Below are 12,742 nucleotides of genomic sequence, written 5' to 3' on the forward strand. Positions count from 1 at the left end.
TGTAAATGGAACAAAAAAAAGGAAAATTAATTATTCTTTCTGGACCAAGTGGTGTTGGTAAGGGTGCAATTATTGCTAAATTATTTGCTGATAAATCGTTAAATTTAGCATATTCAGTTTCAATGACAACAAGAAAACCACGTAATAAAGAACAAGATGGCATTAATTATTTTTTTGTTGATGTATCAACTTTTTTAAATCATGTTAAAGGTAATGATTTTTTAGAATATACAAATTTTATTGGTAATTACTATGGTACTAGTAAGAGTTATGTTTTAAATTTGCAAAATCAAGGTTATAATGTTATTTTGGAAATTGAGGTTGATGGTGCTAGTCAAGTTTTAAAAAATTATGAACATCGCAATGATATTATGAGTATTTTTATTATGCCTCCTTCTTATCAAAAATTAGAACAAAGAATTCGTATGCGTGCTAGCGAGTCAGAAGAAATTATTGAGAAAAGGTTAAATAAAGCAAAAGAAGAATTTAAAGTTCAACATGAATATGATTATATTGTTATTAATGATGACTTAGATATTGCTGTTAAAGAAATAACAGATATTATTAAAAATAATATTAATTAGTTTTTAATTTGATAGTTTAGAATTAAATATGAAAAACATTTAATGATGTTAATTTGTATAAAAATATAATGGTATAGAAAACTATATTACAATAATTTTATAAATTTAATATGGCATTGGTTAGATAAGTTTACTTTCTTGTCTTCAAATCTGTACAAATTGATTTGGAGGCATTTTCAATCTAATAACTATTCTATCATTGTTTCAATATCTAACAAATTTTTCTAATATTTTATTAAAACTTTCCATACTTTCAAAAGTGCTACCAAACATCATTTTAAAATCTCTTTTAATTCAACGATTTAAACATTCACTAACTTGATTACCTTTAAAACCTGATAGACTTTTTGAGTGAATTAGATTAGTACTTGTATTAAAAACTTTACTAACAATTTCGCTTGTATTAGCAGAACCTAAATCTGATTGAATAGTCGTAAAATTACATTGTTTAGCACTCGCTAATTCTATTTGATTAACCACATTTAACACAGTTTTGGCATTTTCACTTTTGTTTATTTTTCAGCCAACAATTGAATTACTGTACATATCAGTAGCAAAAACAACTAATAATTTTGTTTTTTTATCACCAATAATTATATTTTTAAATCATGTGCCATCCATACCAACTTTTTCAAGAAAGTTATTACTTGAAAAATTACGTTTTAATAAATCTTTATTATTTTTTAAATCACTATTTTCTACTACTCTATTTGTTGATTTAGGTTCTAATAATAATTTAATATTATTATCTTTTAATATTTGTTTTATGCTTGTTTTACTGCATTTAAGACCTTTATTTTTTATTTTTAACTCTAATCTTACTTTTTCAAAACTAGTGATATTAATGTACTTTTTTTCATTTTTAATGAGAACTATTTTGTTTATTGCTTGTATCAAATTATCATTAATTTTTGATTGATATTGCTTTTTACCTTTTTTTACTCATAAATAGTATGCTGTTTTGCTAATAGCTATGTAAACAATAATTTTATTTAATTGATGACCTTTTTGCTTATATTTTTCTACTATTAAAAAACACTTATATTTTAATAATTTACTATTTTTTCCCCTTGTTAATTTCTTTTCACAGGCTAATTGCTCCTTTAAAAGTTCTTTTTCAACCTCATCTTTTAAAGCTTGTTTTCTAAGTTTATCAATTTCTTTGTTTAATAGTTTAATTTCAATATCTTTCTTATCGATCCTGTGAGAAGTTTGGGATTTAGAAATTTTGGTGAATGCATTTTCACCTTTAATTTGATATTGGTTAACCCAATTATAAATTAATACTGGAGTTGATAATTTATATTTGACTTGAATTTCATGTATTTTTAGTTTTTTATCAACTAAATACTCATTAACAACGGCTAATTTTGTTTCTTTTGAATAAACTTTATAATTCATAATTTCTCCTTCTGTATTAATTATTTTTAATTATATTACAGATTGAAAATATTAATTGGTAAACTTAAGTGACTGATACCTTTTGTTTTCTTTTTGACATTTTCTAAAATTAATCTTATGTTCTCAAATTGTTCTTTAGTGACATGTGGATCGGCTACAATTTATTGGACACTAATTATGTAGACAAATAACAATATTTGTTAAAAGAAAGGAAATATAATTATGGCCAATATTACTTCATATACAGATGAATTTAAAAAACAAATAGTAGCTTTATATCAAAGTGGCAAATCAGTATCTTGTCTTGTTAAAGAGTACAATGTTACAAGAGCAGTTGCATATAAATGAATTAAGCAATTTACTAATTCGGGAAGTTTTAAAACTAAAGATAATCTTTCTGATTTAGAAAAACAATTAATTCAAATGAATAAAGAATTAAAACAATTACGAATGGAAAATGATATTTTAAAGCAAGCAGCACTAATAATAGGCAGAAAGTAGAGATTATTGCAAATAATAAATGAAAATATAAGATTCGCCCAATGTGTCGTTTTTTAAAAATTTCTAAATCAACATATTATTTTAATTTAAAGAAAAAAGAAGATAAAATCAAAAATAATATTTATGATCAAGCTGTTATTAGTGCTTTTAAAGAAAACAAATGTGTTTATGGAACAAGAAGATTAAAAGTCATACTAGAAAAACAAGAAATTTATTTATCAAGAAGAAAAATTAAAAAAATTATGGATAAACATAATTTAATGTCAAAATACACTAAATTATCATTTAAAAATCATCGTAATAAAGTAAATAATGAACAAATCACTAATATTGTTAATAGAAACTTTAATAATAGAATTAAAAATGAGGTGATTGTCAGTGATCTTAGTTATGTTGAAGTTAATGGTAAATGAAACTATATTTGCTTATTAATAGACCTATTTAACCGCGAAATTGTTGGACATAGTGTAGGTACTAAAAAAGATGCATCATTGGTATATCAAGCATTTATGCAATCAAATCGCTGTTTAAAAGATATGCAAATATTTCATAGCGATCGAGGTAACGAATTTAATAATAAAATTATTAACAAACTTTTATTAGCATTCAATATTACCCGCTCTTTAAGTAAAAAAGGTTGTCCTTATGACAATGCTGTTGCTGAAGCAACTTTTAAAACTTTCAAGACTGAATTTATTAATGACAAAAAATTTACATCATTAATACAGTTAAAATTAGAATTATTTGATTATATCAATTGATATAACAATATAAGAATCCACAGCACTTTAAACTACTTAACTCCCATTAAATATCAAGAAAAAATGTCTACCAAAAAATAGTCCTAAAAAGGGTTGCCATTTCACATGACTTGGATAATTTTTATGCATATATACCTCTTATTTTAAAATATATAGTAATTTTACCTTATTCTCTAAAAGATTCTAAACAGGTTTGGATCGGCTACAATTTATTGGACACTAATTATGTAGACAAATAACAATATTTGTTAAAAGAAAGGAAATATAATTATGGCCAATATTACTTCATATACAGATGAATTTAAAAAACAAATAGTAGCTTTATATCAAAGTGGCAAATCAGTATCTTGTCTTGTTAAAGAGTACAATGTTACAAGAGCAGTTGCATATAAATGAATTAAGCAATTTACTAATTCGGGAAGTTTTAAAACTAAAGATAATCTTTCTGATTTAGAAAAACAATTAATTCAAATGAATAAAGAATTAAAACAATTACGAATGGAAAATGATATTTTAAAGCAAGCAGCACTAATAATAGGCAGAAAGTAGAGATTATTGCAAATAATAAATGAAAATATAAGATTCGCCCAATGTGTCGTTTTTTAAAAATTTCTAAATCAACATATTATTTTAATTTAAAGAAAAAAGAAGATAAAATCAAAAATAATATTTATGATCAAGCTGTTATTAGTGCTTTTAAAGAAAACAAATGTGTTTATGGAACAAGAAGATTAAAAGTCATACTAGAAAAACAAGAAATTTATTTATCAAAAAGAAAAATTAAAAAAATTATGGATAAACATAATTTAATGTCAAAATACACTAAATTATCATTTAAAAATCATCGTAATAAAGTAAATAATGAACAAATCACTAATATTGTTAATAGAAACTTTAATAATAGAATTAAAAATGAGGTGATTGTCAGTGATCTTAGTTATGTTGAAGTTAATGGTAAATGAAACTATATTTGCTTATTAATAGACCTATTTAACCGCGAAATTGTTGGACATAGTGTAGGTACTAAAAAAGATGCATCATTGGTATATCAAGCATTTATGCAATCAAATCGCTGTTTAAAAGATATGCAAATATTTCATAGCGATCGAGGTAACGAATTTAATAATAAAATTATTAACAAACTTTTATTAGCATTCAATATTACCCGCTCTTTAAGTAAAAAAGGTTGTCCTTATGACAATGCTGTTGCTGAAGCAACTTTTAAAACTTTCAAGACTGAATTTATTAATGACAAAAAATTTACATCATTAATACAGTTAAAATTAGAATTATTTGATTATATCAATTGATATAACAATATAAGAATCCACAGCACTTTAAACTACTTAACTCCCATTAAATATCAAGAAAAAATGTCTACCAAAAAATAGTCCTAAAAAGGGTTGCCATTTCAGGTTCTAACAACAAATTTATAGTAAACTGAAGACATTTAGTTTTAATAATTTTATAAACTTATATAAGATAAAATCTAATTAAAGGTGATTGAAAATGAATATTTTAGACATAATAAATAAATTTCCAAACCAAGAATCTTGTATAAAATTTTTAGAAGAAATAAGATGAAATAACAAACCAAAATGTCTTTTTTGTTTTAGTGAAAAAGTTAACTCTGTTTTAAAAGAGTCGCGTTATAAATGCAAAAAATGTCATAAGTCTTTTAGTGTAACTGCTCAAACTATTTTTCATCATACACGTGTACCACTTCAAAAGTGATTTATTTTAATAGTATTAATGGCTAATGCTAAAAAAAGTTTATCATCATCTCAAGCTTCAAGAGACTTAAATTTACATTTAGCAACTGTATGAAAAATGATGCATAAAATTAGAAAGGCAATGGCTAATGATGAGATTAAATTATTAGCAAAAATATTAGAGATGGATGAAACATATGTGGGTGGAAAACCGCGTAAATATAATGATGTTGATAATAAAAATAACTCATTACGTGGTAGAGGAACTAGTAAAGAGTGTGTTGTTGGCATTATTGAACGAAATGGTAATGTTAAATTATTTCATGCAAAAAATAAAAGTATTAAATCTTCAGATTTAATGAAAATAGTTAAAGAAAATGTTGATATTAACAATTCTATTCTTTTTACTGATGAATATCGTGGATATTATAAAATAGACTTACTGCATAACGTTTTTAAGTTTTAATGATAAATTATAAAATCCTGCAATTAAATTAAATCTTAAAAATATTCGTTTTCTGGCTTTTCTAAATTTATAACCAATAATCTTAAAACATTTTAAAAATGCAAAAACATGTTCAATTTTTCTACGAGTTTTATTAATAATCTTATTAAAGATTTTGGTTTTATTTGTTTTAGGATTATTTTTGCTAATTTTAATGGGTAAAAATGTATTAGCATGAATTTTTTGTAAACCTTGATAACCTTTATCTGCAAGAATTATAGTTTCTGGTAAAAACTTTAACTTTGAATTCTTAAAAGTTTTAAAATCATGATTTTTACCAATATCAGAAAAAATATTTAAAATTTCATTAGTATTTGCATTAATTACGGTTTGAAACTTAACAGTATGCATTCATTTTTTACCAGAAAATCAATCTTTTTGGTTATATTTTGGTCGTTCTGTTTCTACCTCTGTTACATCAATTATCAAAATTTTATTTTTTAATTCTTCTTTTTAAAAAAATATTTTTATTTGTTAAATTATTAAACTTATTATTCTTTATTAAAATATCTTCAATTGAACGAATATTTCGTAAAGCAGTAGTATCAACCATACCATACTCAGCACCAATACTATGATATGTACGATTTTCATATAAATATCTAACTCATTACTAGTCGATCTTCTATTGACATTTTATATGGCCTTCCACCAATAGTAGTTTTGAGTTTTTGATGTTCTAATAAAATATTTAAAATTTCGTTAAAAACGAGTTTATTAATACCCACTATTTTACGAAAATATTGATCAGATTTATCTTTTAATTCAAAATATGTCATAAAGTTTATCCTTAACTATTCAAATTTTATTTTAATAATAACAAAAAAATAAAAAGTTAACTAGTTATGCAGTAAGTCTAATGAATAAAATTTTACCATATGAACAAGTTAATCACAAAAAATATTTTTCTTATAATGGTATTCATACAAATACAATAGAAAGTTTTTGAGCAATATTAAAAAGAGGTTTTATCGGCCAATTTCATTGAGTTTCAAAAAAATGACTCCAATCTTATTTAAATGAATTTTGTTTTAAATATAATAACCGTAAAGAAAAAATCACATTTAAAAATATCATAATTAAATTATTTATTAAGAATTAAGTGTTAACCAATAAGCGTAAAATTCCGAATAAATTTAAAAGGAGTATTTTGTAAATTATGATAAGTTGTTATACTAATAATATCAAAAATAATTTTTTTACTTTATAATTAAAGTAGTGGAATCAAAAAATAAAGGAATGGTGGTATTTAATATGAGTGTATTACCGTTAAATATTATTTCGGCTGTAATTTCAGCAGATATTGGAACGGTTATTGCTGAAATAGCGGTTTTATTCGGAATAACCATTTCTTTATTAATGACAATTCTTATTTTAATAGTTATGAATACCTTTATTCGTGGTAAAAAAGTTTGATGAACAACAAGAAATAAATCTCATATGAAATTACTAGCAACTTCAGAAAAAAGAATGTTAGCGAGTGTTTTAGCAGAAGCAGTGATTAAATTAGCAGAAGAAAAAATTGGAGCACTAATTACGATTGAAAGAAATGTTTCATTAAATGAATATACTGATTTGGGAGTAAAAATTGATGGTGAAGTAACTTCACAACTATTACAATCTATTTTTATTAAAGGTTCACCATTGCATGATGGTGCAGTTATTATTCGTTTAGGTCGTATTGAATGTGCCTCTACTTATTTTCCATTAACTAATAAAAAAATATCTAGTCAATTTGGTTCGCGTCATCGTGCTGCTATTGGAATATCAGAGCAAACCGATGCAGTATCAGTTATTGTTAGTGAAACTAATGGTTCTGTTTCAATAGCTCGTAGTGGTAAGTTTTTACAAGTTGAAAACTTAAATAATCTTGTTCGTACACTATATGATGAATTAGCTTCAACTAAAGAAATGGTTCAACAAGTATAATAATGAAAAGTTTGTTATTAATAGATATTGGTAATACATTAATTAAGATTGCTATGATTAATGATAGTGAAATTATTGAACAATGATCAGTAATAGAAACCAAAAGTAAAAATGCAATTGATCAATTGAAAAAAGCATTTAAATTAAATAAAAAATTATATTTTGAAGAAGCTGTTATTAGTTGTGTTGTTGCAAAGTTTTTAATAATAATAGAAAAATTAATTGTTTTTACATATAATTTAAAACCGTTAATTGTTGATTTTAATTTACTAAGTTCTTTACCTTTAAAACTTAATTTAGAAAATTGTCAATTAGGTAGTGATTTAATAGCATTATCATATGCTGCTTATACTAAGTATCATAATGCGATAGTTGTTAGTTTGGGAACTGCTACTACCTATAGTGTTGTTATTAATGATGTTTTGGTTGGTGTTATTATTGGACCTGGATTTAGTACCAGTAAAGATGCATTGATTGATAATGTTGCTTTACTTGTCGATTTTGAAATGCAACATTATCAATCAATGCTAGGTAAAAATACTAATCATGCTTTATCAATTGGTTATGGTTATGGTTTTAGTGCAATGATTAATAGTATAGTTACTAGAATTCAAAATGAAACAAATATTAGTTTACCTGTAATTTTAACAGGAGGTAGTGTACCAATTTTAAAATCTTATTTTGATTTTTCTTATATTTATGAACCACAAATGTTATTTTTAGGTTTAGTTGATATTATTAAATATTTTAGAAGTAATAATAAAATAAATGATTAATATCTTTTAATATATTTAAAATATAAGGAAAGGAGAATAAAACTATGTTGATGTTAATAAAAATTTATAAATTAACTAGTGCACAAATTATTATAATAACTATTATTAGTTTATTAATTTTTACTATTATCGTTTTAACAAGTTTATTAGTAATTTTTAGTTCATATAAAAATAAACAATTTATGGTTTATAAAAATTTGCAATATATTCAAAATATTAATATTAAAGAAAGATTAAATCGTATTAATCAAATGGTACAAGCAAATGAACAATATAGTTCTATTTTAGGAATTTGAATTAGTCGTTATAATCTTTTTTTTAAAAAAGATTTAAATAAGGTTTTTAAAAAGTATATTCAAATTTTAAAATTACAAAATAATAAAGAATTATGAAAAAGATATAAATTAATGTATAGAATGCATAATAAGAGTAATAATTTAAAAAATCAGTTGCAGTTATTAACAATTGAAATAGATTATTTTATTAGTATTGATCAATTATTACGAGAATATCAATTATTTTTTAAACAAAATTTTAATTATTTACAAGATCAAATGATCAAGATTAATTTACAAAACGATCTTAATCGAGAACAATTAGATGAAGTTATTAAAATAATTAATGATATGTTTAAAGAATTAGAAACAAATATTAATGCTATTAATGTTAGTCAAATTATTACTATTTTAAGTGAGATTGCGATTGCTGTTGTAACATTGGCAGAAATTTTAGATAATTTACCAACACTTCGTTATATTATAACATATGAAATTAAACAGAAAATGTCTGCTTTAAAAAATAAATATCAAATGATAAAAATAAATAATACTTTACTTTTACAATACGAACAATTAGTAGTAAACGTTGATGAAAAGTTAACTTTTATTAATAAACAAATTAATAATTTACAATACAAAAAAGCTAAGGTTAACACTCAAGAAATATTAAAATTAATTGCCACTTTTAATAATAAAATTGATAAAGAACAAATATTTTATAATATTTTTAAACAAAATTATGAAAAAATTTTAGTTATGAGTTTTAATTTTAATGAAATATTTGAAACTATTAAAAATGAAATTGCTCTTTCAAATAAAATTAATTCTAAAATGATAGAGAATAGTAAAATAACTAACTTAGAAACTATTATTAATAAACAACTTACTACTGTTAATCATTTTGATAATTTATTAATCATAGAACATCAAAAATCAATAAAAAATACTAGTTATGAAACATTAGTAATGTTATTAGCGGCATTATTTGAAAATAGTATTGTTGTTTTTAATAGTTTAAAAGAGTATAATAAATTGTTGAGTGAACAAAATAAATCAAAAATTAAATTTAAAACTTATGTTGATAAAATCAATTCAATGATGTTACAAATTGATAATATTTTAAATAATATTAATTTTTATTATTTAAATGAAATTTATAAAGAAAAGTTTAGTGATTTACAATATTTAATAAATGATACTATTTTAAATTTTAAAAATGGAAATTATGATAATTCTTCTTTTAGTAAATTTAATGATTTACAAAATAAAATTTTTCATCTTTATACTGAATTAAAAATGGAAATTACTATTCATAAATTATCACATTTAACTCTTGTTTATGCTAATCGTCATCGTTCAATTAATCAGCAACTTAGCAGTAAATTTAATGAAATTGAAAATAATATCACTAATAATCATAATCAAAAAGCATTAACATTATTATTGGAATTAATGGAATAAATTTTAAAAAAGAGGAAAATTAAATGGTACCAATTATTATTATTCGTTATGGTGAATTAACAACTAAAAGTAAAAATCGGATTGATTTTATTAAACAATTAAAAACAAATATTAAGTATGCTCTTAGTGATTATAAAGAAATAAATATTATTCATTTTCATGATCGGATGGAACTAACCAATTTATCTCTTGATGTAATGAATGATGTTATTAATATTTTGGTGAAAATATTTGGTATTAGTTCATTATCACCTGCTTTTAGAATTGCTAAAAATATGGAAATATTATCAGAAAAAGTAATATCATTAATTTTAAGTCAAGATCTAACAAATTTTAAAACATTTAAACTTTTTGTTAGTCGTAGTGATAAGAGTTTTTCATTAAATTCAGAACAAATAGTTAAAATTATAGCTTCTATAATTTTAAAAAAAACAGATTTAAAGGTTAATGTTACTAATCCTGATTTAAAAATAAATATCAAAGTTAATAAGGATGATATTTATTTATTTGCAAATAAAATTATTGGTGCTGGTGGTTTTCCAGTAGGTAGTTCAGGGAAAGTATTATTATTATTGAGCGGTGGTATTGATTCACCTGTAGCAGCATATAAATTAATGAAACGAGGATTACAAGTTCAGTATTTACATTTTGCTACTCCACCTTTTACTTTACCAACAGCATTAAAAAAAGTAGAAACTTTAGTTCAAATTTTAGCACCTTATAATGCTGGTAGTAAAAATTTATATATTTGCAATTTTACTAACTTGCAAAATGAATTAAGTCATATTAAGAAAGAAAGTTATCGTATTACTTTAATGCGTAGAATGTTTATTAGAATTGCTAGTTTATTTGCAGAAAAATATAAAATTCAAGCATTAACAACTGGTGAAGCAATTGGTCAAGTTGCTTCACAAACATTAGCAAGTATTAACGCTATTAATATTGTTAGCAATTTACCAATTTTGCGTAGTTTGATTGCCGAAGATAAAGTTGATATTATTAATCTTGCTAAAAAAATTGGTACTTATGAAACATCAATTTTACCATTCGCTGATTGTTGTTCATTATTTGTTCCCAAAAACCCTGTTACACAACCAAAGATTAAAGAATGTGAACTTTTGGAAAATGATTTAAAGCAAATAATTGATTGAGAACAAATTTTAATAAAAAGTTTTAAAGATATTGAAAAAATGTAAATAAATTTATTAATAATTTAATAGTTTTAATAAATGTAGTTTATTTACTTTAAATATAAAATATTACAATAAGTATTTTGATTACTTGTTGAAGTTTGATTTTGTAAATCGATTGCATTTATTTCATTTACTAATAATTTTGTTTTTTCAATTCTTTTATTGATTTCATTTATTTTTTTCTTATCAATTTCTAATTGAGTAAGTTTTAAATTTATTTTTAATTTTTGATATGGATTTGGTTCTCTAAAATCAATACCGCTTGTTATTTTTTGTACTTCATTTGCTAATTCTTGAAGAAATTTAACTTCAAAATTATTTTTATTGGTTGTAACATTAAGAATAGTAGGTAATTCAAATTTATATCGTTGCTTTATTTTTTGTTCATAAATTTCATAGGCTAATCTTTCAACTATTTTTGGGTCTTTGTTTTAGCAGCTATTGTTAAAGCTGTATCACCATTTTCAATGGTGTCTAGTAAAAGATTAGCATAGTTATAATAACCATTTGTTTTTAAATAATTAGCTATAATTATTTGTCCATTAATATTATTTAATATTCAAGGATCGCGTCTATTTTTTACTACATGATAAATACTAACATTATTATCTATTAAGATAATTAACTACATCTAAATGACCATTTTGTGCTGCTCATATTAAAGCGGTTATATCATCGCATATATAATTAACATTGCCACCATTTTTAATTACTTGTAGATCATCACTTTTAGCAGCTAATATTATTTGAATATCCATTTTATTCTCCTTATTTGATTAAAAATAAATTAATAAGTTAAAAATTTGTATTAAGTTTATGCAAATTGTAGCATATTATTATATTTTTTTGTGAAAGTTATTTTTGTTGTATTTTTTTTACAAAGTTTTAGAATTTAGATAACTTATATAATTTTAAGAAAAGTTGACATAAATCTAAACAAAGTAGGGGTTAATCATGATTTCATGATTAATAACATTAAGCAGTTTAGCACTTGGAGTTAATATGGGAAATTTGAGCAGTATTGTAAATGTTACTGTACAAAAAACGAATATTTTTTTAAATCAAAAAAATAGTATTTTTGAAACAAAAACAGAACAAGATACAATTTACATTGATAAAGTTGGAAAGCAAGTAGCAACTAATCAACATTTTTTAACAGATATAGATAGTAAAGAAATCATTCAAATTGGATTTATAAAAATGAACAAGAGCAAGTTCAGGCAGTTAGAATGCCAAAAACAGTTGAAAAAGTACGTGAGCAATTACCATCAGAAATAAAGGATGTTACTGGTATGTTTAGTTTATCTTCAAATTTTAATCAAGATATTTCAAATTGAGATGTATCTAATGTAATAAATATGAATTATATGTTTCTTTTCACATCATCATTTAATCAAGATATTTCAATCTGAGATGTATCTAATGTAAAAGAACATAAAAATTTTGCTGGAAATTCAGGAATTACTGATCCTAATAAGTTACCAAAATTTCCTAATTAATTTTCTTAATTTTTTATCTTAATTAATATAAGAAAATATATTTAATATAACTTATTAAAAAGAAAATAGATATAATTACATATTTTAAATATATTTTTTTGATTTTAACAAAAGAAGAACAAATTAAAAATTCCAAGAATAT

At 22.7% G+C, this 12,742-nt stretch carries 15 protein-coding genes; 11 read left to right on the plus strand and 4 right to left on the minus strand.

The window, feature by feature from the left end; all coding sequences use genetic code 4:
- Window positions 1-5: 5 nt before the first annotated feature.
- Window positions 6-584 carry a guanylate kinase gene (gene gmk, locus AAHM85_RS06670; protein WP_342261454.1) on the plus strand — a complete coding sequence of 193 codons (579 nt, stop codon included), beginning with the start codon at window positions 6-8 and terminating at the stop codon, window positions 582-584.
- A gap of 120 nt (window positions 585-704) precedes the next feature.
- Here the strand turns inward: gmk and AAHM85_RS06675 are convergent, their stop codons facing one another.
- The gene (locus tag AAHM85_RS06675; RefSeq protein ID WP_342261236.1) at window positions 705-1,985 is read right to left on the minus strand and encodes an IS3 family transposase; all 1,281 of its coding nucleotides are present in this window, start codon (window positions 1,983-1,985) and stop codon (window positions 705-707) included.
- A gap of 222 nt (window positions 1,986-2,207) precedes the next feature.
- Here AAHM85_RS06675 and AAHM85_RS06680 point away from each other — a divergent pair.
- The 3 genes from AAHM85_RS06680 (at window position 2,208) to AAHM85_RS06690 (ending at window position 5,425) form a co-directional block, all read left to right on the plus strand.
- Window positions 2,208-3,328, plus strand: a protein-coding gene (locus AAHM85_RS06680) for an IS3 family transposase (RefSeq protein WP_425289706.1) whose coding sequence is annotated in 2 segments (ribosomal slippage) — window positions 2,208-2,451 and window positions 2,451-3,328 — 1,122 coding nt in all. Because the reading frame shifts where the segments join, the coding sequence is not laid out codon by codon here.
- Window positions 3,329-3,517: 189 nt separating this feature from the next.
- Window positions 3,518-4,638 (plus strand): IS3 family transposase gene (locus AAHM85_RS06685; protein WP_425289708.1). Its coding sequence is split into 2 segments (ribosomal slippage): window positions 3,518-3,761 and window positions 3,761-4,638, totalling 1,122 coding nucleotides; the frame shifts between segments, so codons are not numbered across the junction.
- 118 nt (window positions 4,639-4,756) lie between these two features.
- Window positions 4,757-5,425, plus strand: coding sequence for an IS1595 family transposase (locus AAHM85_RS06690; protein ID WP_342261455.1), 669 nt, complete (start codon window positions 4,757-4,759; stop codon window positions 5,423-5,425).
- Here the strand turns inward: AAHM85_RS06690 and AAHM85_RS06695 are convergent.
- Window positions 5,399-5,893 carry a transposase family protein gene (locus AAHM85_RS06695; protein ID WP_342260487.1) on the minus strand — a complete coding sequence of 165 codons (495 nt, stop codon included), beginning with the start codon at window positions 5,891-5,893 and terminating at the stop codon, window positions 5,399-5,401. The two genes, AAHM85_RS06690 and AAHM85_RS06695, sit on opposite strands and share 27 nt — an antisense overlap.
- 173 nt (window positions 5,894-6,066) lie before the next feature.
- Window positions 6,067-6,243 carry a hypothetical protein gene (locus AAHM85_RS06700; protein WP_342261456.1) on the minus strand — a complete coding sequence of 59 codons (177 nt, stop codon included), beginning with the start codon at window positions 6,241-6,243 and terminating at the stop codon, window positions 6,067-6,069.
- Between the two features lie 80 nt (window positions 6,244-6,323).
- Between AAHM85_RS06700 and AAHM85_RS06705 the strand changes: the two genes are divergently transcribed.
- The 5 genes from AAHM85_RS06705 to thiI all read left to right on the plus strand — a co-directional run bounded on the left by AAHM85_RS06705 (window position 6,324) and on the right by thiI (window position 11,104).
- Window positions 6,324-6,566, plus strand: a complete 243-nt coding sequence (locus AAHM85_RS06705; RefSeq protein ID WP_342260813.1) for a transposase — start codon at window positions 6,324-6,326, stop codon at window positions 6,564-6,566.
- 152 nt (window positions 6,567-6,718) lie between these two features.
- Window positions 6,719-7,393 carry a DNA integrity scanning protein DisA nucleotide-binding domain protein gene (locus AAHM85_RS06710; protein ID WP_342261457.1) on the plus strand — a complete coding sequence of 225 codons (675 nt, stop codon included), beginning with the start codon at window positions 6,719-6,721 and terminating at the stop codon, window positions 7,391-7,393.
- A gap of 2 nt (window positions 7,394-7,395) precedes the next feature.
- On the plus strand, window positions 7,396-8,169 hold the full coding sequence (locus tag AAHM85_RS06715) for a type III pantothenate kinase (protein ID WP_342261458.1): 774 nt from the start codon (window positions 7,396-7,398) through the stop codon (window positions 8,167-8,169).
- A 50-nt stretch (window positions 8,170-8,219) separates the two neighbouring features.
- Complete coding sequence (locus tag AAHM85_RS06720) at window positions 8,220-9,908, plus strand: hypothetical protein (protein WP_342261459.1); 1,689 nt, start codon at window positions 8,220-8,222, stop codon at window positions 9,906-9,908.
- 23 nt (window positions 9,909-9,931) lie between these two features.
- On the plus strand, window positions 9,932-11,104 hold the full coding sequence (thiI, locus tag AAHM85_RS06725; RefSeq protein ID WP_342261460.1) for a tRNA uracil 4-sulfurtransferase ThiI: 1,173 nt from the start codon (window positions 9,932-9,934) through the stop codon (window positions 11,102-11,104).
- A 602-nt stretch (window positions 11,105-11,706) separates the two neighbouring features.
- Here the strand turns inward: thiI and AAHM85_RS06730 are convergent.
- On the minus strand, window positions 11,707-11,859 hold the full coding sequence (locus AAHM85_RS06730; protein ID WP_342261461.1) for a hypothetical protein: 153 nt from the start codon (window positions 11,857-11,859) through the stop codon (window positions 11,707-11,709).
- Between the two features lie 196 nt (window positions 11,860-12,055).
- Here AAHM85_RS06730 and AAHM85_RS06735 point away from each other — a divergent pair, with 196 nt between their 5' ends.
- Window positions 12,056-12,379 carry a hypothetical protein gene (locus tag AAHM85_RS06735; protein WP_342261462.1) on the plus strand — a complete coding sequence of 108 codons (324 nt, stop codon included), beginning with the start codon at window positions 12,056-12,058 and terminating at the stop codon, window positions 12,377-12,379.
- On the plus strand, window positions 12,331-12,600 hold the full coding sequence (locus AAHM85_RS06740) for a BspA family leucine-rich repeat surface protein (RefSeq protein ID WP_342261463.1): 270 nt from the start codon (window positions 12,331-12,333) through the stop codon (window positions 12,598-12,600). Before AAHM85_RS06735 ends, AAHM85_RS06740 begins: the two co-directional genes overlap by 49 nt.
- Window positions 12,601-12,742: the final 142 nt, after the last annotated feature.

Source organism: Spiroplasma endosymbiont of Notiophilus biguttatus (genome assembly GCF_964030985.1).
Classification (GTDB): domain Bacteria; phylum Bacillota_I; class Bacilli_A; order Mycoplasmatales; family VBWQ01; genus Spiroplasma_E; species Spiroplasma_E ixodetis_A.